This is a genomic window from Brotomerdimonas butyrica (assembly GCF_025567305.1).
GTDB classification, from domain to species: Bacteria; Bacillota; Clostridia; order Peptostreptococcales; family Anaerovoracaceae; genus Lentihominibacter; species Lentihominibacter butyricus.
This window is the reverse complement of the sequence record NZ_JAOQJP010000001.1, coordinates 181,611-206,681: the sequence shown is the minus strand read 5'-3', so window position 1 is coordinate 206,681 and position 25,071 is coordinate 181,611. Positions and strand designations below refer to the sequence as shown.

Sequence of the window (25,071 nt, the reverse complement as noted above, 5' to 3'; positions counted from 1 at the left end):
AAAATCGGCGCTTTTCCATATCTGTTGGAGAGGGTGTGTACAAGTCCACCGAAGATGTATCTGTCTGCCGAGTCTATGGACGAGCCGTCGATCAGTCATCAAAAAACGATTCGTGCTTCTCCTCGTTGAGATATTTTTCCGTCAGCTCATCTATATCGACCTCTGCTTCAGGCAGAGGCGCATCTTTTTTCATACCGAAGACGAACAGCACAGCACCCGCTGCGATCGCCGCAATTCCTGCCCATTTCAGCACCTGTAGCACCTCGAGTATGCAGTTCCCGAACGTATCGTAATCCTCAGGCCCCCATCCGCCGTAGTCTATCTCGTACCATCTCAGCCAGAACTGCCCCAGAAACGCCATCGCCCCCGCAAGGAACATGAATACCCCTATCCTTACCGAATCGCCTGCCGCAAGTCCCGCCCTGTTTACAGGACAGCCCTCCGGATCGTTCACCGCAAAGCCGCCATAGCGCTTTTTGAATATCACATAAGCCACAGGTCCCGAACACAGGCCAATGAGGCCTATCGCCAGATAATCCGTGCCGTTTATCAGCAGCGCCATCACAGATATCAGCACAGGTGCTCCGCAGTAAAATATCAGCCCGGCCTTTCCTCCCGGCATCACGTAAAGCCCGCGCTTTTTACGCTCATCTACAGGGATCCTGCGTCTGAGCTTTACGACAGAAACCGGCAGTATTATGTAAAGCGCCAGCATGAACACTACCTCCATGCTTACAAGCGTCGTGAATGACGACTGCGCCAGTATATACGTGACTACCGCAAGCGACAGGATCCCGACCCACGGTACGCCTTTGCTCCTGCTTACTTTCACGAGCACCGGCGGGCACAGATGATCGTCTGCGAGCACAAAGAAGCCCCTCGACCCCGACGCCAGATATGTGTTGAATATCGCGCACTGCGATACTATCGCAACGACCAGGAACACATATCCCCATGCAGACCCGAGATTCTGCGTCAGCACTGTCGCATACCCGACGGCCACACCGTCAAAACCGCCGTCAGTCGACCACTTCAGCCAGCTACCTTCCGGAAGCGTCGCCAGGCTTCCAAGCGTGGGCAGTACATAGGTCAGCGCCACCAGCGGCATGGCTATCAGAAGCCCTTTCGGGATCACCTGCGGATCCTTTACTTCTCCCGCCATATTCGAGATGCATTCATACCCGCAGTACATCCACACGCATATACAGATGCCGCCGCCCAGTCCGTCTACCAGACCGTAACCCTCAGGCATGAACGGCTCCACCGGATTCGTGTTCCAGTTTATGAAGCCGACCGCCGCCACCAGTGCAAATGCCAGGATTATCATTATGGAAAGCGCAGTGCTCACCTTGCCTACTTCTTTCAGCCCCAGCAGGTTCACGATCGTAAAGATCAGGATCATCCCGATCTTCAGCGCCTGTACCGCTGCTGGTGACATCGGGATCATCTGGCTGACGTATCCCGATACCAGTGCGACATAGACACCGTTCGTTATATACGTGGAGACAGTGCCCCACCACCCGGCCTGGAACCCCCAGAATTCGCCGAATGCTTCTTTGACCCACACATACACGCCGCCTTCCGACGGCATCACCGAGCCGCATTCGGCGACCAGATTGCTGATAGGATATGCCCATACTATCGGAAATACCGCAAGGAGCAGCAGTGTCATGCCAGGTCCCGCCTCCGGGATCATTTCCTCTATACCGAACGCGCCTGCCGCTACGAGACAGTACAGCATGAAAACGATGCCTGAAACCTTTATATCATGCTTCCTGAGACCCGCAACTCCCTGGATCCGTTCCTGAGTCATCATCTCACCTCCCTGTGCCGACCCGATGTCATCCGATTTCCGTCACTTTCGTTTCAAGCCTTATATCCAGCGCTTCTGCATATTCGAAGTACTTATCCACGCTTTCCTGCGGGAGCATATCCGATGATATCAGCCCGGTCACATCGATATCATCGTTCACCAGCAGCTTCGAGAACAGGAACCCGCCCTGTCCCGTCAGGTACATTTCTCCGGTCATACCGGCTTTTCTGAATGATTCTGCAAAGCCCGGAGCCATCACATGATTTTCGACGAGTATGCGTCTGCCGTCCTTTTCCCCGTAAGCCTCTACTGCCATGCAGCCTTCGTCGCTTATCAGACCTTCATCGAGTATCTGCTTTATCTCGTCGCGGAACCGCGGCGGCTGCGGCATGCATGAAACTATCACGTCAAATGGCGCCACCACATACCCATTCGCATTTATCTCTTCATGGCTGAGCAGCCCTGCTCTGTAAAGAGGATACGCAAAGTCCATCCCTACTCCGGCGTATTTGAAATATGCATTCCTGCAGCCTTTGAAGTATTTCTCTGCGTTCAGACCGTACTGCACGGGCTCGTCATGGCAGTGATTGAGGAAAGTCACCTCTCGGCTCATGTAGTCGTATTTTCTGGTGATCGGATCCTCAAACGGTTCGCCCTCGAATATCCTGCCGTCCTCAAATATGTAAGGCTTCTGCTGCATATCCTGTATCGCTGTCTCCGGAGACCACCAGAACGGTTGAAACCGTTTACTTTCAACGCCTTCCCATACTATGTTGTAGATCGTATCGCACGTATCGAGATACTTCATCGCGTCTCTTGTCGCGCAGCATATGAGTCCCGGCGCCGATCCCGTGCCGATTATCGCCAGTCTGCCGATGTCCCGGAACTTTGGACCGTAGACGTCAAACTGGTATTTCATTCCTCTCACCCATCCCATGCCTTCCGGTTCATCGAAAGCCGTAGATGCAGCGAAATCCTGGTAATCTGCTTTTACTTCCAGTGCCGCATCGAGTACATTTTTACCGAATTCCAGAGGCAGCGCATTCACGATAAGATCCGCGCCACGCGCACATTCCACTATACTGCCCACATCTCCAGCGTCACATTTCACACCTGCAGCTTTTTTAAGACTTCCGGCAAGCTCATCCACTGCATCTCTGTTATAGTCCGCACATATTATTTCTCCTACTGACGGTTCTTCGTCAAGTCTCTTTGCAACCGTTGTGCCCTGTGCACCTGTGCCTATGACAACAACTTTTTTCATCCCAAACCATCCTTCCATCTAATTTCATTTATTTGTCGGTTTGAAAAACCGGCATAAAGATATCCTTCAGGGTTGCATTGATATGTCGACGGAATGTCGACATCGGGTTATCCCCGAAGGGGGCTTCATTGATCTGCCGATTCCTAAAGCCGACATAAAGGTATCCCCGAAGGGGGCATTTATTCGCCGGTTCGAAGACCGACGCCAGTCCGCCCCCGCAGTTCTAAGTTCTACATCATATGCTGCTGAACGATATCAATGAACAGATGCTGCTCCCCGAATGGTCTGTTTTTCTTCTTTTTTCGCAGACAGTTATTCTGCGTCACACATGAATAAATTACCAAAAAACATCATTACACATTTCTGTTTTAGCATTTTTTCAAAAAAACAAGGCGCCTAGACCTTCCCTATTACCAAGATCCAGCTTGCAATCGATCGATCTTGGTAAAAAAACTTTCAAAATCGGGCTTTTTTAACAAAAAATACCAAAGAAAAGCGCTTCAACTCATCTCTTTGGTAATCACACATATATGCAAGCGAGCTAACAGGGTGTATTTTACCAAAATCATACTATTGTCTATCTTACTTTTGGTATTTTCCTCATGGCCCCCTCTTGTCAATTAGGTTAGAACAAAAGTGGCTTCACCACATATTTTCATGTGAAACTTTTCTTGATATTCCGGAAATATCGAAATTGATATTTCCTACATAATAAAAAACAGAGACCGTTTCCGGCATCTCTGCCGGATACAGCCTCCGCCTGTATCAGTCGCTCCCGCTTCGATCATGCTGAAAGGTTTCGATGCGAGACCGCCCTGCTTGACTTTTCTTCTTTACTTCTTATCCTGAGTTCCAGGCTCCCTGTCCTTATCAGAAAGCTTCGCTTCGAACCTGTCCTTCTGTGTGCTCACGGGTATCGCAGTCGGATACTCGCCGCTGAAACAGGCATGACAGTATTCGTCGCATCCTACCAGTGAACGAAGCTCTTCCTCCGGCAGGAATCCCAGACTGTCAGCTCCGATGATATCAGCTATCTCATCGACAGAATGATGACATGCTATCAGATTCTCCCTCGAATCTATGTCAGTCCCGTAATAACACGGATTGATGAAAGGCGGCGCCGATATCCTCATGTGCACCTCTATCGCGCCTGCATCCCTCAGCAGCTTCACGATCTGCCCGCTCGTCGTACCTCTAACAATCGAATCATCTATTATCATGACTCTCTTGCCTGCTACTTCCTCGCGTATAGGATTCAGCTTTATCCTCACCTTGTCGAGCCTGCTGTCCTGCCCCGGTGATATGAAAGTCCTGCCTATGTACTTGTTTTTTATAAAGCCCATGCCGTACGGTACACCGGACTCCTGTGAGTATCCCAGAGCCGCATCTATTCCCGAATCAGGCACACCGACAACCACATCGACATCAGCCGGATGAGATCTGGCAAGGATCCTGCCCGAGCGCTTTCTGGTTTCGTGCACCGACACCTGATCGATCACTGAATCAGGCCTTGCAAAGTATATATATTCGAATACACATATATGGCGTTCTTTCTTTCCGCAGTGAGTACGATCCGACCTCACGCCGCTGTCGTCAAAGACCAGTATCTCGCCCGGCAGCACATCGCGCTCGAACTTCGCCCCCACAGAAGCCAGCGCACAGCTTTCTGACGCCACTACATATGTACCGTCCGGCATGACGCCGTAGCAGAGAGGCCTGAAACCGTACGGATCCCTCGCAGCTATCAGCTTCGCGGCAGACATGAGCACCAGCGAATACGCTCCGTCGAGCCTTGACATAGCACTGCTCAGAGCCTTTTCTATAGACGGAGTTTTCAGCCGTTCCTGCGTGACGATATATGCGATTATCTCCGTATCGCTCGTCGTGTGGAAAATCGCGCCGTTCAGCTCAAGCTCGCTTCTGAGTTCGAACGCATTGCTGAGGTTGCCGTTATGTGCCAGCGCCATCTTCCCCTTCTGGTGATTCACCTCTATCGGCTGACAGTTCGACCGGCTGGTAGCGCCCGTCGTACCGTATCTGACATGTCCGACGACCATCTTACCATGCGGAAAACTCCGCAGTGCATCTTTAGAAAACACTTCGTTCACAAGCCCCAGGTCTTTGCGCGAAACAAACACGCCGTCATCATTGACGACCATGCCGCAGCTTTCCTGGCCTCTGTGCTGAAGTGCGTAAAGCCCGTAATATGCTATGCCTGCAACGTCCGACTGTTCCTTAGCATATACGCCGAAGACGCCGCATTCCTCATGTATGTTCTCGCTCATCTCAAAATCCTCCGTTATTTTTCACGCTGCGGTGCTGCCGGTTCTTCGCTGTGCCCGCAGACATCTTCAGACATCTTCAGAAATCTGCAGACACCTGCCGGATCCCGGACCGCCGGCATCCTATTTATATATCGAAATTATCTTCTCTGCTATATCACGTCTCGTTACACACCTGTCCATAGCGTGTTTTTCTATGTAGCGGTGCGCCTCTTTTTCCGTCATCTTGAGCTGTTCTATCAGCAGGAGCTTGGCACGGTTCACGATACGGATCTCCTCCATCTTCTCTTCGATGGATGCTGTCTTTTTTTCCATGCGCCTCAGCCGCTCCCTCATGCCGCAGAGTATCATCAGCGACTGATTTATCGCCGTGACAGGCGCAGGCTTTGATACAGTCAGCACGCCATGCGGAGAAACGCGCGCATTCACATCGTGATAGATATCGGACCTTACAAAAAACAGCACGCCGGTCCCTGTGCTCTCGCATATGTCCAGAGCCAGCTCCGTCCCGAAGTCGTCCGGCAGAGGAGTGTTTATGACAACGATATCAAAATCCCGCTCGAGCATGCATCTTCTCGCCGCGGCGACATCCCCCACAGTTATCACCGGACCGTAACGGGTCTCCGGGAGAAGCTTCATCAGTGAATCATTGAATTTTGCGGACGATGATACGACAAGAACGCTGTAGCTGTGTTCCATAAGATCCATCTGCTTTTCCCCCTTTCCCTGAAAACAATGCGATGATTTATGCAAAAGGCACGCTGTGCCCTGTCCTGCGCTTTGCGCTTTTCCGGCTCCTTATATCCTCTGTCCTTCATTCACCTCGTGTAGTGCTCTATCAGCATATCCGGAAGTACCGACGCGATGAAATCGCTGTTCACCGCAAGTTTCCTGGCATCATCCAGATTCCCAGGCAGCCTTTCGTACCCTGCCGTCACTTCCGCAGGCGCGGTGTACAGATTTATGTCCGCAGGCTGCGGCAGATCGTATCCGTTCCTGATCCCGTCAAGTCCCGCGTGTATCAGCAGCGCATATGCCAGATATGGATTGCACAAAGGATCCGGCGACCTAAGCTCCGCGCGTCTGTACTCTCCGAAAGCCGCAGGTATCCTTATAAGCTGCGACCTGTTTTCGCTCGACCACGATATATACTGCGGAGCCTTATCCGATCCCAGTCTCTCGTACGAATCCTCCACCGTGTTCAGGAATACCGTCATCTCAGAAATATGCTCCAGTATTCCCGCTATCACATGCGGGAGCACATCTCTACCTGTACTGCACTTTGCGGAGAAATTTATGTGCATGCCGTTCCCCGACCTGCCCTTTATCGGCTTTGGCGAAAAATCCGCATATATACCGTTCAGCGTCGCTATCGAATTCACGACCGAATGGAAAGTGACCGCATCATCTGCAGCCTTCAGAGGCTCTGCATATCTGAAGTCTATTTCATTCTGCCCCGGGCCCTCCTCGTGATGAGAGCTTTCCGGCCTTATGCCCATCTGCTCGAGCGTCAGACATATCTCGCGCCTTACGTTCTCGCCCTTGTCCTCCGGCGCTATATCCATATATCCCGCCTCATCATACGGTACATCTGACGGCCTGCCGTTTTCATCTCTGTTGAAAAGGTAGAACTCCATCTCCGATCCGAACGCAAATGAGATACCCTCGCTTTCCGCGGCAGAGACCGCGTCCTGAAGTATCCTCCTCGTATCGGCCTCGAAAGCATTCCCGTCGGGGCGCATCACATTGCAGAACATGCGCACTACCTTGCCGTGCTCCGGTCTCCACGGAAGGAATGACAGAGTCGATGAATCCGGACTAAGCAGCAGATCGGAATACACCTCGCCCCCGAAGCCGTCGACAGCTGAAGCATCGATGGCGATACCGTATTCAAATGCGCGTTCAAGCTCTTTCGGCATGATCGAAATATTTTTCTGTCTGCCGTAAATATCACAGAATGCCATACGAATGAACTTTACATCCTCCTCTTCGACAAACTGCATCACTTCATCCTTCGAATACATCATTTCCTATTCCCTGCCTTTCCGGTAAAACAAAAAAACAAAGACCTGCACAAACAAATAAGGAATACTCCTCTTCCTTACTCGATCCGTACGAACGTCTTTGCCCGTTGATTTTTTATTATACCCCCGTGCCGTCCATTCTGTCAACTTTTTTGTCGCTTTTTCGACATTTTATTGTGCATGCTTTCTCGGTATACACGAGTATATATTCGACAATACTTTCAGTAAAATTTGATTTTTTTCAAAAAAGGGGTTGATTATTCTAAAAATGCGAGTATAATAACGAGTCATGAAGGCAAAGGCGTCTCAGAGTAAACACTCTCTGACGCCTTTTTATGTGCAGTGCACTCTTGACAAACCTCTTTAAAAATTTCGCACTGCCGATCCCACTCGCAGGGGAGCCTGACATATTTGACATTTTTTTTAGTAAATGAGGCAATGGTGTCCTGGATCACAAGTATCCCAGACGTCACTGCCTCGTTTGCTTTTTACGGGCAGATCACCGGAAAGGAAAGGTAAAGATCATGAGTAAAGTAACGGAATACTTCGGAAGTTATGTCTTTGACGACAGAGTAATGAAAGCAACACTTTCAGCTGATATCTATGCATCGCTGAAAAAAACTATAGATGAAAACGCAAGCCTCAATAACGATGTAGCCAACGCAGTAGCCGACGCGATGAAGGACTGGGCCATAAGCCACGGTGCGACGCACTTTACACACTGGTTCCAGCCTCTCACAGGCATCACCGCGGAAAAGCACGACAGCTTCATCGCACCCGCGCCTGACGGACGTGTCATCATGGAGTTTTCGGGCAAGGAGCTGATCAAGGGCGAGCCTGATGCATCCTCATTCCCGTCCGGAGGTCTGAGGACCACATTCGAAGCACGAGGCTACACCGCATGGGATCCGACATCGTACGCATTCATCAAGGACAACACGCTCTGCATACCGACGGCATTCTGTTCATACGGCGGCGAAGCGCTCGACCAGAAGACCCCGCTGCTGCGTTCCATGGAAGCACTGAACAGACAGGCATTGCGCATACTGCGCCTTTTCGGCAATACAGAAGTAAAATGCGTACGCACATCGGTAGGACCGGAACAGGAATATTTCCTCGTTGACAGAGAAATGTACGAGCAGCGTAAAGATCTGATGTTCACAGGCAGGACGCTTTTCGGTGCAAAGCCGCCGAAAGGCCAGGAAATGAACGACCACTATTTCGGAGTGATAAAGCCGAGAGTATCCGCATATATGGCAGATCTCAACAAAGAGCTCTGGAAGCTCGGCATACTTGCAAAGACAGAGCACAACGAAGTGGCACCGTCTCAGCACGAGCTCGCGCCGATTTACAGGACCACCAACATCGCGACAGACCACAACCAGCTGACCATGGAGATAATGCAGAAGGTGGCCGCTGAACACGATCTCGTATGCCTGCTCCACGAAAAACCGTTTGCCGGAGTGAACGGCAGCGGCAAGCACAACAACTGGTCGATGACGACAGATACCGGAGTCAACCTCCTGACTACAGGCGAAACACCTTATGAAAACGCACAGTTCCTGCTCTTCCTCTGCGCAGTCATCAAAGCAGTTGACGACTATCAGGATCTGCTCAGGCTTTCAGTAGCGACCGCCGGCAACGACCACAGGCTGGGAGCAAACGAAGCGCCGCCTGCGGTGATTTCCATATTCCTCGGAGATGAGCTGACCGCCGTGCTCGACGCCATCGAAAAAGACGAGCCGTACAGCGCATCCGAAAAAACAGTGATGAAGCTCGGCGTCCACGTGCTCCCGAAATTCACCAGAGACATCACGGACCGCAACAGGACATCGCCGTTCGCCTTTACAGGAGACAAGTTCGAATTCCGTATGCTGGGCTCAGCAAGCAGCATATCATGCGCAAACATCGTATTCAACACGGCAGTTGCCGAATCGCTGAGGATATATGCAGACCGCCTCGAAAAGGCCGATGATTTCGAGACTATGCTCAACAGCATGATAAAGAAAACCATCCGTGATCACAAACGAATCATATTCAACGGCAACGGCTATGACGACGCATGGATCAGGGAGGCCACCGAAAAACGCGGGCTGCTCAACTTCAGGACAACACCTGATGCACTGCCTGCCCTGCTTGAAAAGAAAAACGTGGACATGCTCACAGCGCACAAGGTCTTCTCTGAGACCGAGCTGCAGGCACGATACGAGATATCGCTCGACAACTACTGCAAGACGATCAATATCGAGGCGCTTTCCATGACTGACATGTCACGAAAAGAAATACTGCCGGCCGTTGAAAAATATGCAAAGAGCATCGCAGACACATGCCTGTCCAAGACAGCCGCAGTCCCGGGTCTTTCCTGCAGATATGAGCAGAAGCTCATCGCAAGACTTTCCGGACTGGCAGACGAGATCGACGAAGCTACGTCAGCGCTCGAATCAGCGATAATCAGAGTCAGAGCAGTCAGCGATATAACAGAATCAGCGTACATGATACGCGATGTGATACTTCAGAAAATGGCCGAGCTGCGCGTTGTCTGCGATGAAGCGGAAACACTTACAGCCAAGGAATACTGGCCGTTCCCTACATATGACAGACTGCTCTTCGGAGTAAAGTAAAGGAGGAATAACAATGTGTTCTATCATGGGCTACTGCGGCCCCTGCGCCGCAATGCATGAATTTATAGAAGGATTTGACAAGACGATATCGAGAGGCCCGGACGACAGCCGCATCACAGACACAGGAAACGGTCTGCTGGCCTTTCACCGCCTGGCCATCATGGGGCTCACACCTGAAGGGATGCAGCCGTTCGAGCTCGACGGCAGCTATGCCGTATGCAACGGCGAGATCTACGGATTCGAAAAACTCAAGGCCGAGCTCTCCGCAAAGTACGAATTTGCAAGCGGATCCGACTGCGAGATCCTGCTCCCCATGTACAGAGAATACGGCACAGACATGTTCGCGATGCTCGACGCCGAATTCGCGATGATAATATATGATGCCGAAACAGACAGCTATATCGCAGCCAGAGACCCGATCGGCATCCGCCCGCTCTATTACGGTCACGACAGTCGCGGCACCATAGTATTTGCAAGCGAACCAAAAAACCTCACAGGTCTGTGCGATCGCATCAGACCCTTCCCACCGGGACATTACTACAAGGACGGGGAGTTCGTATGCTACTGCGACATAGCAGAAGTCAGCAGCATCATCACAGACGACACTGAAACGGTATGCCGGAAGATACGCGAAAAGCTCACTGCCGGGGTCGGCAAGAGGCTTATTGCCGACGCCAAGGTCGGATTCCTGCTCTCAGGCGGTCTGGATTCATCGCTCGTATGTGCCATCGCCGCCAGAGAAAGCAGCACACCGATACGCACCTTCGCGATAGGCATGAGTGAAGACGCTATCGACCTCAAATATGCGAAACAGGTCGCCGACTATATCGGCAGCGACCACACCGAGGTGATCATGACGAAGCAACAGGTCCTCGACTCGCTGGAAGAAGTCATCAGCATACTCGGCACCTACGACATCACTACCGTCAGAGCCAGCATGGGCATGTACCTGCTCTGCAGATGGATACACGAGAACACCGACATACGCGTGCTGCTCACAGGCGAGATATCCGACGAGCTTTTCGGCTACAAATACACCGATTTCGCACCTTCCGCAGAAGAATTCCAGAAAGAGTCAGAAAAGCGCATCCGCGAGCTGCATATGTACGACGTGCTCCGCGCAGACCGCTGCATCTCCGCAAACTCGCTGGAAGCGCGCGTTCCGTTCGGCGATATCGACTTCGTAAAATACGTGATGGCCGTAGACCCTGCAAAGAAGATGAACATCTACGGCAAGGGCAAATACCTGCTGCGCCACGCATTCGAAGGCGACTATCTCCCTCACGACATACTTTTCCGCGAAAAAGCTGCGTTCTCAGACGCCGTAGGGCACTCCATGGTCGACTACCTGAAAGAGTATGCCGAAAGCCGTTACACAGATGCGGAGTTCGCAGAAAAAGCGTCACGCTACAGCTATGCCACACCGTTTACTAAGGAATCCTTGCTCTACAGAGAGATCTTCGAAAAGTACTATCCGGGACAGGCTGAAATGATCGCAGGCTTCTGGATGCCTAACGCTTCATGGGAAGGCTGTGACGTAAAGGATCCGTCAGCCAGAGTGCTTTCAAACTATGGAGCCAGCGGACTTTAAGCTTTGATTTTCACTTTCAGGCGTTATACTTTGAACTTTCATATTTATTCTGCACCTGTCAGGTATATTCGCAGTGTGCAAAAATGCAGGAAACGGCATGAGATGCTCACTTCTCACGCCGCAGTTCCTGCATTTTTATTGTATATTAAGTAAGAATTGTAAGTATGGATTTGTTAAAGATTCATGGACTCTTGTGATTTCCTGAAATCACGCTCTTTCAAATATGACTTCTCCGTCCATTATCGTCATATCGACATTTGCGCTCCGTATATCTTCAGGCTCAGCTTCGAAAAGGTTCCTGTCGATGACCGCTATATCCGCGAATTTTCCTTCCTCGAGAGTACCGAGTTCGTCCTCTCTGCCGATCCCGTATGCCGATCCCAGCGTGTATCCCCTGAGTATATCAGCTACTGTCAGCTTCTGCGTCGGGTTCCAGCCGCCTTCCGGCAGTCCGTCATCGTGAAGACGTGTCACTCCGCGATGGATGGCATAAAACGGATTATTGTCAACTACCGGACAGTCGCTTCCGATCGCCAGCACGCCTGCGCTTTCCAGAAGGCTCCTGAACGGCCATGTGCGGCCTGCCCTTTCCTCACCTATGCTCACGCGGTATTCCTCGCCTTCCCACGTAGGCATCAGACCTATATGCTCAGGCTGCACCGACGGTATCAGACCCAGCTGCCCGAACCTCTTGATATCGCTGTCAGTGACCATCTCGACATGTTCGATGGCGTGCCTGCATCCGTTCGCACCATAAGTCTTTATCGCCTTTTCATAGCTGTCTATGGTGAATCTTATAGCGCGGTCACCGATCGCATGTATCTTGATCCACAGTCCTCGCTTATGCCCTTCCTGAACTGCGGCATCTATCTTCTCGAGCTCGGAAAGCTGAGTTCCTCTGTTGCCCGGCGCGTCCGTGTAATCTTCCAGCAGCAGCGCGGTGTGCGTCGTGATGACGCCGTCCACGAACTGCTTCAGCATATGTGCGCGCACCTTTTCCGTGCAGTATTTCTTACTGTTCTCAAGCGCCTCGTCCAGATCCCCGAGCAGATTCGCTGCCGCAGTTATCCTTACTGTCAGCTCTCCGTCGGACTCCATTCCGGTGTAGACGTCCAGCGACCCCAGATCCTTTCCGAAATACGGCTGTACATCCACTACTCCTGTAATCCCGAGCTCCGCAGCATCTGCCATGTACTTTCTGAGGAAAGTCTTCTCCTGTTCCTCTGTAAAGATCAGAGCGTGGGCCGCCACATATTCGATAGCGGATTCGTACAGAAATCCTGTCGGCTCTCCGTTTTCGTCTCTCGCTATCTCGCCTCCGAACGGATCAGGTGTATCTGCCGTCACTCCGGCGATCTCCAGCGCCAGGCTGTTGACCCATGCGCCGTGAGCCTCTGCATTTATAAGGAATACCGGCCTGTCCGGAAAATACCTGTCGAGCGTCTCTTTTCTCGGCAGCTCCTTTTTATCCCAGAAAACGTGGTACCAGTTGAATCCGTATACCCAGCCGTCCCCCGGCTGACTGTCATAATACTCTTTGAGCATCGCTGCCGCCTCTTCCTCTGATCTGGCGCTTCCCAGGTTCGGATATGTCTTGTACATCCCCGCGAGTATCAGATGTGTATGGCTGTCGTGAAATCCCGGCATGACCAGTCTGTCACCGGCATCGATGATCTTCGTATCATCTCCCGCGTACTGACTGATGCTGTCCATTTCCTTTCCGACTGCCGCTATCCTGTTTCCCTTCACTGCGACAAACCCCGCGAAAGGCTTGTCCGATACGCTGTCAAAAATAGCGTTTCCCTTTATGATCATATCTGCTGTCATTGTTGATGCCTCCTGTTAAAATATGAATCCTGCTGCTATATATATAATGACTGTCACGACTATCGGCGGTATCAGCATAGGCAGCGCACTCCTCAGATAATCTATGTTCCTGATCTTAGTCAGTCCGCATGTGAGCGTTACCGAATCTCCGTAGAAGCATGTCGCGCTTCCTGCCGCACATCCTGCTATCACTGCCCCGATAATGAGATAGATGTTCGCATCCAGAGCCTGTGCCAGCGGGAGCATTATAGGGAAGCATACAGCTGCCATTCCCCAGAAGCTGCCCGTCACGAATCCCAGCACCATCAGCAGCACAAATGCGATCACCGGAAGCAGCGGCGCGCTTATCACGTTCACGACGCTGTTTACCACGAACGGCGCGAGTCCCAGCTCGTCATTCGCGTTCTGCAGTACAAACGCGCTCATAACGAGTGCCGTAACGACGAACATTTCCTCGAAGCCCTTGCATATCGCATCGAAAGCTTCTGCTGCGGTTATCAGCTTCTGTGCTATGTAAAGAATGAAGCACAGCACTATCCCCACGATCAGGCCGTATGTCAGTTCCTGAGTTACGAGCGTCACCGCTATCAGTGAAGCCATCGGAATGATAAAGTTCAGTATGTTCACAGGCTTTTCATCCTCATCGCCGTTTGCCGGTGCCTGTGCTGCCAGATCCTCAGGAAGCACAGCGCCTGTCGTTTCCGCTCTTTCCTCGGCTTTTTTCATAGGCCCGAAAGGCTTGATTATCCTGAACTGGTAAAGAAGTACGAATACCAGCAGCACCCATGCGAAGAACATGAATGGTATCGACTTGACGATCTCGCCGAGCCCCGTTCCCATCTCGATGCCGAGCGTCATCTCTATCTGTCCGCTCATGAACACGCCCCACAGCGACAGCGGCACCAGCACGCACGTACAGCATGCCACCGCATTGATCGCAAATGAGAACATTTCTCTCGACATCTTGTTTTTGTCTGCGATCTCTCTGTTGGATATCCCCGCTCCGAGGATGCTGAAATAGTTGTCAAGGAAGAATACGAGTCCCATTATCCACGCCAGGAAACCTGCCTTTTTCTTGTTTCTGGCGAACCTGAGACCTACCTTCGTGAATCCCGAGATAGCGTTGGCCTTTTCCAGTAGATGAATGTAAATGCCAAAAAGTCCGAATATGATGATATAATACGATGATTCCCCGAGTTCTCCGTAAAGAGAATCAAGATATGCCACAACAAAATTCTCTTTAGCTAAAATGACGAACCCGACGAGAGTTCCTAAAATCAGAGGCTCCAGCGCTCTTTTCGTTATGATAGCACTCACTATCACCACGAGCACCGGTACCAGACTGAGTAGTCCGTAATCTGCTCCGTTCATAACTGCCATCCTTTCTGCATAAATCCCTTATGCATAAAATTTACTGATAAAATACAGTGCACACTCTGCGTAATATATAAGCAATTAGCATGCCAATTTTAAATTTTCTAAAAACGGGCATTTTTTGCGCTTTCAGAGATCATGCAAAAATGCATAGTGTCTGTCCACACAGACACCACACGGTCAAAACAGACTCAAAACTGTCGAAAAACGTTTAAAATACGCAGAAAAAAACACAGTGTCTTTCTGCACAGACACTGTGTTTGCAGACTGACGTTTCCCGTCAGCATATTTTATTCATATATCCATCCCGAGCCTTTTCATCTTCTGATAAAGCAGCGAGCGCGGTATTTTCAGGCATTCCGCGGCCCTGGTCTTGTTTCCGTCAAACTGCTCGAGCACCTCGCTTATCAGCTTTCGCTCGGCTTCTTTTTTTATCTCCTCTATCGGATTGTCGAAAGACTTGAGTTTCTCGATGTCGATATCCTCTTCACCGGCTCTCGCGCTGAAATGCTCTAGCCTGAGAGTTTCCTCATCATCGCTGACGTGGTTCATCGCCTGTTCCAGCTTGTTGTAAAGCTCTCGTATGTTGCCCGGCCAGTCGTATCTTCGAAATGCCTCAAACACGCTGTCGTCCACCTTTGAGATGCTCTTGCCGAGGTCTGTGTTGAGAGTCCTGATCTTCATATTTATGAGCAGCTCCAGATCCTCGAGACGTTCTCTGAGAGGCGGCACATATATCGGGAATACATTGAGCCTGTAATACAGGTCCTCTCTGAATTTCCCCTCTGCCACCAGCTTCTTCAGATCCTGATTGCTCGCGGCTATTATCCTCACGTCAACCGGTATGCTGCGCTCGCTTCCTATCCTGTCGACTTCCCGCTCCTGCAGCACGCGCAGGATCTTAGGCTGTACCGATACAGGCATCTGGTTGATCTCGTCTATGAAAAGAGTCCCCTTGTCGGCCTGTTCGAACTTGCCCTTCTTGCCGTTCTTCACCGCTCCGGTGAACGAGCCTTCTTCATATCCGAACAGCTCTGATTCGACAAGGTTCTCCGGGAATGCGCTCGAGTTTATCTTTATTATGCGCTCTTTGCGCCTGAGGCTCAGTGCATGTATCGCCTGCGCCACCAGCTCTTTTCCCGTACCTGTCTCGCCCGTGATCATCACCGTTGAGTTCGACTTCGACGCGGCTATTATCTCTTCCTTGAGCTTGCGCACGGCAGGCGACTTGCCTATTATGCTGTTGATCGAATACTTGGATTCGCCAAAGTTCATTATCTCCTTCTCCGCATCGAGCAGCTCCTTGTCCAGGAAATTGCTGTATCCCTTGGAAAGCTCGTAAAGTCTGTGCGAGCTCTGCGTCGCATCGTACTCGAGCAGCCCCACCTTCCTGCCGTCTTTGAAAAGCGGCACCTGTATGGTTATGCCTATCCCGAGATATGAGCTGTAAAACACGAGTTCCGGGTCGTCCAGCGCCAGACCTTCTATCATCTTCGAATTCGGGAACGTCTCGAGGATATGGCGCCCCAGCACTTCTTCTCTCGGTTTTCCGAAATATCCGGCACACTGTTCGTTGAGATACGTGACGATGCCGTCCATATTTATCACTACCACGCCCGGTATGTTTTCAAGATAGTATTTTATATCTTCGTATGATGCTTCCTGCATTTCGATATTCTCCCGCCTTCGGCTGTTCAAAGTTACAGGTGATCCGAACCAGTCAGGCTCTGCAGGACTGGTATTTCGTTTCGACATGATCATCCTTGTTAAAGAAAAAATCCTGAAGCAACTGCTTCAGGATTTTTCATGGTGCGGCCTACCGGACTTGAACCGGTACGGTCTCCCACACGCCCCTCAAACGTGCGCGTCTGCCTATTCCGCCAAGGCCGCATATCGAGGTCGTTTTCTTTACGTCCTCAACGCTACTTTTCTATTTTATTCGTTTTAGGTCGGATTGTCAACAGTTTTTTCATCTTTTTTATATCTTTTTTGCGGATTTTTTCGGGCCATATCAAAGTCATATCAAAGCCGTTTTCACAGCTGTTTTTAAGATCGTTCCGCTAAAAATCCGGTGAGAAAATCCTGCAGCTTTTCAAACAGTTCTTCTATGCCTTCCGAGTTGTCGACTACCGCATCTGCGCGCTTTATCTTCTCCTCGTCGCTCATCTGATTGCTGATGCGGCTCTTCACTTCGTCTGCGGTCACTCCGTCGCGCCTGCAGACTCTTTCTATACGCACATCCATATCTGCCGTGAGCAGGAGAACTTCATCACATCTGTCGTCCAGTCCTGCCTCGAACAGCAGCGGAGCATCCAGCAGTATCCCGTTCAGCTCGCTCTCGGGCTGCTGCCTGTACATGCCTATCAGACGTTCCGTCTCGCCGATTATCTCTCTGAACATCAGCGCATCCAGACGCTCCCGTCTCCTTTCCTCGGCGAACACCACCGACGCCATCGCTCTCCTTATCAGATTGCCGTTTTCATCGAGGATCTCGGTCTTGCCGTCACCGAACTCACCCTCGGGTCCGAACAGTTCGTCGAGCACCGGCAGTATGCTGCTGCCGTCGGCCGTAAGATCTCTGCCTATCTGATCCGCGTCTATGTGCGCGAATCTCTTATCTTTGAAAAATCCGGCGGCAGTTGATTTGCCGGTCCCTATGCCGCCCGTAAGTCCTAATACTTTTATCATTTCGATCCTTTCCCTTTATTTGAGATCGTACCAGTTCACGCCTTCGTTAAGATCTGCCCTGAGCTCCACAGCCAGCCTGTAAGCCGACTCCATGTTCTCGACCAGCAGCTTTTCCACTTCTTCGCGCTCATCCTTCCACGTATTGATTATGAGTTCGTCATGCACCTGCAGTATCAGACTCGATTTGAGTCCGCGCTCCTTTATGGCATTGTAGACCTTGACCATGGCGAGCTTTATTATGTCTGCAGCACTTCCCTGTATAGGCGTGTTCATAGCAAGACGTTCGCCCAGCTGCCTTACCATGTATGCAGACGCCTTTATCTCCTTGACATAGCGCTTTCTGCCCATGATGGTAGTCACATAGCCGTTCTCCCTGCAGAACTCCACCTGAGAATCCATGAAATCCTTTACAGCCGCGTGCTTGCTGAAATACGTGTTGATATAGTCATCTGCCTCTTTCCTCGTGATGCCGAGCTCAGACGAAAGCCCGAAGCTGCTCATGCCGTAGATGACGCCAAAGTTGACAGCCTTTGCTCTGCTCCTCTCCTCTATCGTGATCTCCGACTCAGGAACACCCAGCACGTTTGCAGCCGTAGCGCGGTGGATATCCTCACCGCGGTTGAACGCGTCGATCAGCGCCGGGTCCTGCGACATGTGGGCCAGCACTCGAAGCTCGATCTGCGAATAGTCCGCACCTACCAGCACGCAGTCCTCCGAATCCGGGATGAACGCCTTTCTCAGCTGTCTTCCCATCTCCTGCCTGATCGGTATGTTCTGCAGATTAGGCTCCGTGCAGCTGATCCTGCCCGTCGTCGTCACCGTCTGGTTGAAATGCGCGTGCACTTTGCTGTCGCTGCTGTTTATCAGCGGCATCAGACCGTCCACATACGTGCTCTTGAGCTTTGCCAGCGTCCTGTATTCGAGTATCGCCGGCACGATCGGATGCTTGTCAGCTATCTTTTCGAGTATGTCTGCACTCGTGGAATAACCGCGCTTTGTCTTCTTGCCAGCCGGAAGCCCGAGCTTTTCAAAGAGGATCTCCCCGAGCTGCTGCGGCGAATTGAGATTGAACGACTCGCCCGCAAGTTCCGTGACGCGTGCCGTTATCTCATCGATCTTCTCCGAGAGCATCTCTCCGAACTGTTGCAGCGTTTCTCTGTCAGCCTTGAAGCCTTCCGCCTCCATCGACGCCATCACGATGATGAGCGGTATCTCCACCTGATAGTATACTTCCTCAAGCGCTTCTTCTCTGAGCTTTTCTCGCTGCAGTCCGGTCAGGCTCATGACAGCCGTACATACATCGAATCCGTAATCCATGAACGATCTCACCGTGTCAGTGAACATGTCGACCTGTCCGTTGTCTGCCATAAAATCCTTTTCGTCCTGTACTGTAAAGTGCAGGTATTCGTTCGAAATGGCAGCGAGGCTGTAGCTGCTCCTGCCCGAATCCAGCACGTACTGCGCTATCGCAGTGTCGAAACACGTCTCGAAGTCCGCGATACCCTTGCACATCAGCATGTAATAGTCGCGTTTCAGACCGTGTCCCGTATATGTGATATCCTGTTCTGCGAGCCAGCTGTACACATCCGTCAGGCTGCCGCAGTCAAAATAGTAATATTTCCCGTCATTCATAGCCGCGATCCCGTCGATGCACGGCTCAGCTGTGTGGTTGTAGTCTCCGAAGACCTTTAACACTGTCTCTCCACTGAAGCTTATCGTCTTCAGCATTTCGTCGCTGTTTACGAGTATCCGCTCAAAGCCCGAGGTGTCGACCGCTGCATTTTCGACGCTGCTCTGTCCCTGCCGATCAGACTGCCCGCCTCTTTCCACGTTGAGCTTTTTGAGGAACTTATTGAATTCCAGTTTCGTGTAAAGCTCGATCAGCGCGTCGTAGTCCGGTTCTCCGAGCAGGTATTCGTCAAAGTCGATCTCAAACGGCACGTTCGTGTTTATAGTCGCGAGCCTCTTGCTCATCACAGCCAGCTGCGCGTTTTCCTCGACCTTTGCCTTGACGCCTTTCGGTTTTATATCATCAGTATTGGCCAGCAGGTTTTCCACGCTGCCGAACTCCAGGATCAGCTTGGTCGCGGTCTTTTCCCCTACTCCCGGTATCCCGGGGATGTTGTCGGACTGATCACCCATCAGGCCCTTGAAATCTATGAACTGCTGCGGAGTGAATCCATATTTTTCGATCATCGCTTCTCTGTCGTAGAGCTCGAATTCCGAGACGCCTTTTCTTGTCAGTATGACTTTCGTGGTGTCTGTGGCGAGCTGCAGCTCGTCCTTGTCTCCCGTGATTATATATACGCCGATCCCTTCCTCCTCGGCTCTCCTGGCGATCGTTCCGATTATATCGTCGGCCTCAAAGCCCTCCATCTCGATCTGCTTTATGTTCATCGCACGGAGCACATCCTTGAGGAGCGGTATCTGCATCGCAAGTTCAGGCGGCATCTTCTTCCTGCCGGCTTTGTATTCCTCGTATTCCTTGTGTCTGAACGTAGGCGCCTTCATGTCGAAAGCAACAGCCATATATTCAGGCTCGTAGTCTCTCTTCAGTTTTTCCAGCATGTTCAGAAATCCGAATATGCCTTGTGTAAAGATCCCGTCTTTCGTTATCATCGGGTTCCTCATGGCATAGTACGCTCTGTTCACCAGGCTGTTGCCGTCTATCACAGCTATCTTCTTCATATGTCCACCTTCACTTCTGTTCTTCAAGCTCGTTCACCGAAATAAATCCGTACGCCGCCTCCGCGCTTCTGGCTCCCTCGTTTATAGCCTTCGCCATCACGTAGGCGCTGAGATCGCCGAGGGCGTCCGCATTGACCTGCACGTCTCCGCATGACATGTAAAACGCAGTGTCTCCGTCGGCTGACGAATGCACCGGTTTTATCGCTGTCGCAAAGCCGTCGTGCGTCATTGATGCCAGGGTGCTGCACTGATCCTTCGTCAGAGCTGCATTCGTTATCACGCATCCTATGGTAGTATTCCCCGTAAAAACATTTTTCTGCTGCTGTACTGAGCTCCACATCGCTTCCCTCGTGCTGGCAAGCGACCTGCCGCTTTCCGAAAGCATCCCCGCTATCTGTCTGCCGGTATCCGCGTCGTACACATCACCGAGACAGTTCACTGCCACGACTGCACCGACCTTCAGATCTCCGATCTGCACGGCGTATGTACCGAGCCCGCTCTTCATCAGGCGCTCGATGCCCAGAAACTTCCCGACTGTAGCGCCTGTCCCCGCACCGCGGTTTCCCTGCTGCGGCTTGTTTTTCTCAGAGTCTGTGCATGCCGCGTATCCCATCTCAGCATCCGGTCTGCAGCGAAAATCCCCTGCGATCAGATCGTAAAGACACGCTGCCGGCACTATGGGAACGACGCCTGTCCCGACGTCAAATCCTATGCCTTTTTCCTCGAGATAACGCATCACTCCACCGGCCGCGTCGAGTCCGTAAGCGCTGCCGCCCGAAAGCAGCACGCCGTATATTTTCTGACATGCCTTTGACGGCGAAAGCAGATCTGTCTCACGCGTAGCAGGCCCGCCGCCTCTCACGTCGACTCCTGCTGCCGCGCCGCTCTCGCAGATTATCACGGTGCATCCCGTGCCTCCGGATATATCCTGTGCATTCCCGATGCGGAATCCTTCTATCTCTTCTATAGGTATACGTTTCATCGTTATTTCAGTTTCCTTCCGATCAGCCAGTAGACAACTCCGACGAATATACCGCCGCCGACGAGATTTCCCAGCGTTACAGGGAGCAGATTTCCCATCACAAAGCTGCCGACTGTAAGTCCGCTTATATCAGTTCCCAGCAGCTGCACGTACGCGTCATTTCCCGAAGCGATCATTCCCGCCGGTATAAAATACATGTTCGCGATGCTGTGCTCGAATCCGGACACTACGAAAAGACCGATACAGAACAGTATCGAGAATATCTTGCTTATCGTGGTATGAGCTCCTGTCGCCATCCATACAGCCAGGCACACGAGCCAGTTGCACATCACTCCGAGCACGAACGCCTTTCCAAAGTCAAGACTCGTCTTTGACACGGCCGTCTTCACCGTTACCGCGCCAAGCAGCCCGCCGCCGCTTTCCAGCAGTCCCGAATAGTTCACGAGTGCCGCCACGAGAAGCGCTCCGATAAAATTGCCTATGTATACGATGACCCAGTTCCTGAGCATGCCTGAGACTTTGATCTTCCTGTCGAGTACGCCTATTATCATCAGGTTGTTTCCTGTGAAGAGCTCCGCCCCGCAGAGCACGACCATCATCAGTCCCACCGGGAACACCGATGCAGACACGAGCTTGCCGAGTCCGAAAGTCGCCGGATCCGATGTCAGATTGAACGATGCCATCGCAGACGCCTGTGCGCCGAACGCTATGTACGCTCCCGCGAGTATAGCAAGTATGAATAATTTCCAGAATCCCGATGTCGCCTTGGGTATCGCGGAATCCGACACCTTTTCGAGTATTTCTCCTGTTGTAAGTGCTTTCATTTATCCCTTCTCCTTTTTCTCCTGTTATTCCTGTTATTCCTGTTTTGTCTTCTGTTTCGGATCTCGATCTCCGGATTTCGGTCTCCTGATGAGCTCCGGTCAGGTCTCGGCCTTCTCCGCAACAAAAAACTACCCGGGCAGCATATGAATACTGCACCAGGTAGCTATTATACCATATATCGCGCGTGTTTAGAACACGTTACTTTTCATGTCGTCCGCTCGTCCGCATGCGCTTTCATCGCATCTGCATGCTCTCCGGTCATCATGATCTGCGCTATTTTGTCATCAGCTCGCATACCGCATTCGAAAATTCCACAGGATCCTCGATCGGCAGCCCCTCGATCAGTCTAGCCTGGTCGTAGAGCAGCGCGGTGTACTTCTTTACCGTATCCTTGTCCGTATCGTATTCCTTCTTGAGCTTTTCGAGTACAGGATGCTTTGCGTTGATCTCGAGTACGCGCTCAGCCTGCACTTTTTCGTCTGTAGGCATAGCGTTCAGCACCTTTTCCATCTCTATGGAAAGTCCGCCCTTTGACGTCAGGCACACAGGATGGCTCTTGAGTCTGTGCGAAAGCTTTACTTCTGAAACCTTGCCGTCCAGTGACTCCTTCATGAACTCGAGCAGATCCTTGCTCTCTTCCGCCTGCTTCTCCGCAGCTTCTTTTTCTTCCTTCGATTCTTCGATGTCGAGATCCTCGCCCGATACCGACTTGAACTGTTTCTCGTCGAATTCGCGCATAACCTGCAGTGCGAACTCATCTATGCTGTCTGTGAGGTAGAGTATCTCATAGCCTTTTTCCTTGAGGAGTTCTGTCTGCGGCAGTCTGTCTATCTGTTCTACAGTCTCGCCCGAAGCGTAGTAGATGTATTTCTGTTCGTGCTTCATCCTGCTCACGTATTCCGAAAGCGTAACGAGCGCTTTCTCAGTAGACGAATAGAACATCAGCAGATCCTTGAGCGTTTCCTTGTTTGCTCCGAAGCTGTCGTAAAGTCCGTATTTCAGCTGCAGTCCGAAGTTCTTGAAGAAGCTGATGTATTTTTCACGATCGGTCTTGAGCATGGAAAGCAGCTCGCTCTTGATCTTCTTTTCGAGTCTCTGTGCTATTGCTCTGAGCTGTCTGTCATGCTGCAGCATTTCCCTGGAAATGTTCAGCGACAGATCCTGTGAATCCACAAGGCCCTTTACGAAGCTGAAATAGTCCGGCAGCAGATCCGGGCACTTGTCCATGATCAGCACGCCTGACGAGTAAAGCTGCAGGCCTTTCTCATAGTCTTTAGTGTAATAGTTGAACGGAGCCTGTCCCGGTATGAACAGCAGTGCCGTATAGCTTACCACGCCTTCGACGTCGGTGTGTATGACCTTTGCAGGATCTGTAAAGTCGTAGAACTTGTCTTTGTAAAATTCGTTGTAGTCTTCGTCTTTTATCTCGCTCTTGTTCTTCTTCCAGAGAGGCACCATGCTGTTGAGCGTTTCGAGTTCCTGATATGTCTCGTATTCCTGCTCTTCAGGCTTCTTGTCTTCGCAGCCCGGTTTCAGTCTGTGCTTCTCTACCATCATCTGTATAGGATATCTGATGTAGTCTGAGTACTTCGTGATCAGGCTCTTTATCTTGTAAGTATCGAGATACTCGCTGTAATTCTCGTCGTCTGTATCTTCCTTGAGCGTCAGCGTTATCTCTGTTCCGTTGCTGTCTTTCTCTGCTTCTGTGATCGTGTATCCGTCTGCTCCGGATGACTCCCACATGTACGCTTCATCTGATCCGTAAGCTCTGCTCAGCACGCTGACTTTGTCACTGACCATGAACGCCGAGTAAAAGCCTACGCCGAACTGTCCGATTATGTCGATCTCGTCTTTCTTGTCCATCTCGGATTTGAAATCCAGCGATCCGCTCTTTGCGATAGTTCCCAGGTTTTTCTCCAGCTCTTCTCTCGTCATGCCCATGCCGTTGTCGATGATCCTGAGTGTCCTGTTCTCTCTGTCGGTTTCGATCCTGATACCGAAATCATCACGAGATATTCCCGTATCGCCTTCTGTGATCGTCTTGTAATAAAGCTTGTCCACTGCGTCACTCGCATTGGAGATCAGCTCTCTTAAAAATATTTCTTTATGTGTGTAGATCGAATTGATCATTAAATCCAAAAGTCTCTTTGACTCTGCCTTGAATTGCTTTTTAGCCATTTTGAATCATCCTTTCGTTTTGATTTTTCATTTGTTAGCACTTCTCTTTATCGAGTGCTAACAATATAATAGGACAATTCTTTTCAAAAATCAAGTGCCGGCGTGGGAAATTTTACTTTTTTTCGCAAAAAAAAAATCCCGACATGCCGTCAAGGATATAATTCACACCCTATCTTTACAATAGGGGGGTGCCCTGTTCCCGCTTCTGTCTTCCGTTCAGGGACGGCCCGACATAAGCTAGTCAAAAACCCGGACTCCCAATGTCATCATGTAGGTTGAATTATACTACCTCATCGCACATCTCAGGATATCATGCTCGGAATATATGACGTGCAGTTTCTGCACTGTTCCCTAGCCAAGTTTAATTATAATTATATTGTATGTTAATTTCAAGTAAATAATTCGATATTTTGATGATAGAATAAGCATATTTCTGTGTGCCGATCATCATGTATCCGTGTGCTGATCGATGTGACGCAGAGCATCTGTCACCCCTGTCCCCTGTCATTACTGCGATTTATATAATCTCTGATCTGCTGTGCATCCTTTTCCTCGAGCATTTTTTCTCCGGCAAGCGATTCCATGTGATGTGTGAACTCGTGATAAAGAGTCTCCCGCATTTCTTCTATAAGCCGTTCTCTGCTGCTTCCCGCAAAAAGTTCACAGAACGAACCGTAATATATCTCTATCAGCCTGCCCATCGACGAGCTGTGCACATAAGTCCCGAGCACCCACAGATCCGCAGCCTTTGCATAAGGGCTGAGCTTCCTGTCCGGCAGTATGAGTATGCCGCCGTTCAGATCACGATAAAATTCATCCGGCAGCTCATGTGCTATATCATCCATTATTTCCGTGAATTCGTCTATAGATATCATCATATCATGCTCCCCGCTTTCCCTGACACCGATCCTGTA

The 25,071-nt window shown here is 50.9% G+C and carries 16 protein-coding genes, 1 tRNA gene and 1 other RNA gene; 2 read left to right on the top strand and 16 right to left on the bottom strand.

Annotated features, from left to right (window positions below):
* Nucleotides 1-91 precede the first annotated feature (91 nt).
* The 5 genes from OCV59_RS00870 to OCV59_RS00850 form a co-directional block, all read right to left on the bottom strand.
* Complete coding sequence (locus tag OCV59_RS00870) at nt 92-1,816, bottom strand: APC family permease (RefSeq protein ID WP_147592432.1); 1,725 nt, start codon at nt 1,814-1,816, stop codon at nt 92-94.
* Nucleotides 1,817-1,841: 25 nt separating this feature from the next.
* The gene (locus tag OCV59_RS00865; protein ID WP_262584007.1) at nt 1,842-3,077 is read right to left on the bottom strand and encodes a saccharopine dehydrogenase family protein; all 1,236 of its coding nucleotides are present in this window, start codon (nt 3,075-3,077) and stop codon (nt 1,842-1,844) included.
* A gap of 833 nt (nt 3,078-3,910) precedes the next feature.
* Entirely contained in the window at nt 3,911-5,362 is a 1,452-nt protein-coding gene (gene purF / locus OCV59_RS00860) for an amidophosphoribosyltransferase (RefSeq protein ID WP_147592430.1), read from the bottom strand.
* 120 nt (nt 5,363-5,482) lie between these two features.
* Entirely contained in the window at nt 5,483-6,067 is a 585-nt protein-coding gene (locus OCV59_RS00855; protein WP_147592429.1) for an ANTAR domain-containing response regulator, read from the bottom strand.
* Between the two features lie 110 nt (nt 6,068-6,177).
* Entirely contained in the window at nt 6,178-7,386 is a 1,209-nt protein-coding gene (locus OCV59_RS00850) for a glutamine synthetase family protein (protein ID WP_147592428.1), read from the bottom strand.
* A 521-nt stretch (nt 7,387-7,907) separates the two neighbouring features.
* Here OCV59_RS00850 and OCV59_RS00845 point away from each other — a divergent pair.
* Both OCV59_RS00845 and asnB read left to right on the top strand, forming a co-directional pair.
* Nucleotides 7,908-10,004 carry a glutamine synthetase III family protein gene (locus OCV59_RS00845; RefSeq protein ID WP_147592427.1) on the top strand — a complete coding sequence of 699 codons (2,097 nt, stop codon included), beginning with the start codon at nt 7,908-7,910 and terminating at the stop codon, nt 10,002-10,004.
* 13 nt (nt 10,005-10,017) lie between these two features.
* On the top strand, nt 10,018-11,595 hold the full coding sequence (asnB, locus tag OCV59_RS00840) for an asparagine synthase B (RefSeq protein WP_147592426.1): 1,578 nt from the start codon (nt 10,018-10,020) through the stop codon (nt 11,593-11,595).
* Nucleotides 11,596-11,802: 207 nt separating this feature from the next.
* Here asnB and OCV59_RS00835 read toward each other — a convergent pair whose 3' ends face one another.
* The 11 genes from OCV59_RS00835 to OCV59_RS00785 form a co-directional block, all read right to left on the bottom strand.
* Nucleotides 11,803-13,422, bottom strand: coding sequence for an amidohydrolase (locus OCV59_RS00835; protein WP_147592425.1), 1,620 nt, complete (start codon nt 13,420-13,422; stop codon nt 11,803-11,805).
* Between the two features lie 15 nt (nt 13,423-13,437).
* On the bottom strand, nt 13,438-14,793 hold the full coding sequence (locus tag OCV59_RS00830) for a Na+/H+ antiporter NhaC family protein (protein WP_262584006.1): 1,356 nt from the start codon (nt 14,791-14,793) through the stop codon (nt 13,438-13,440).
* Nucleotides 14,794-15,090: 297 nt separating this feature from the next.
* Entirely contained in the window at nt 15,091-16,551 is a 1,461-nt protein-coding gene (locus OCV59_RS00825; RefSeq protein WP_262584005.1) for a sigma-54 interaction domain-containing protein, read from the bottom strand.
* A 52-nt stretch (nt 16,552-16,603) separates the two neighbouring features.
* Nucleotides 16,604-16,686 (bottom strand) — tRNA-Leu (locus tag OCV59_RS00820).
* A 156-nt stretch (nt 16,687-16,842) separates the two neighbouring features.
* On the bottom strand, nt 16,843-17,484 hold the full coding sequence (gene coaE / locus OCV59_RS00815) for a dephospho-CoA kinase (RefSeq protein WP_147592422.1): 642 nt from the start codon (nt 17,482-17,484) through the stop codon (nt 16,843-16,845).
* A 15-nt stretch (nt 17,485-17,499) separates the two neighbouring features.
* The gene (polA, locus tag OCV59_RS00810; protein WP_147592421.1) at nt 17,500-20,172 is read right to left on the bottom strand and encodes a DNA polymerase I; all 2,673 of its coding nucleotides are present in this window, start codon (nt 20,170-20,172) and stop codon (nt 17,500-17,502) included.
* A 10-nt stretch (nt 20,173-20,182) separates the two neighbouring features.
* On the bottom strand, nt 20,183-21,154 hold the full coding sequence (locus OCV59_RS00805) for a P1 family peptidase (protein ID WP_147592420.1): 972 nt from the start codon (nt 21,152-21,154) through the stop codon (nt 20,183-20,185).
* A gap of 2 nt (nt 21,155-21,156) precedes the next feature.
* A complete protein-coding gene (locus tag OCV59_RS00800; protein WP_147592419.1) occupies nt 21,157-21,978 on the bottom strand; it encodes a formate/nitrite transporter family protein in 822 nt (273 codons plus the stop codon).
* Between the two features lie 274 nt (nt 21,979-22,252).
* Complete coding sequence (gene htpG, locus OCV59_RS00795) at nt 22,253-24,157, bottom strand: molecular chaperone HtpG (protein WP_147592418.1); 1,905 nt, start codon at nt 24,155-24,157, stop codon at nt 22,253-22,255.
* 131 nt (nt 24,158-24,288) lie between these two features.
* A non-coding RNA gene (gene ssrS / locus OCV59_RS00790) (6S RNA) lies at nt 24,289-24,469 on the bottom strand.
* A 176-nt stretch (nt 24,470-24,645) separates the two neighbouring features.
* Entirely contained in the window at nt 24,646-25,035 is a 390-nt protein-coding gene (locus OCV59_RS00785) for a metallopeptidase family protein (RefSeq protein WP_147592417.1), read from the bottom strand.
* Between the last annotated feature and the right edge of the window lie 36 nt (nt 25,036-25,071).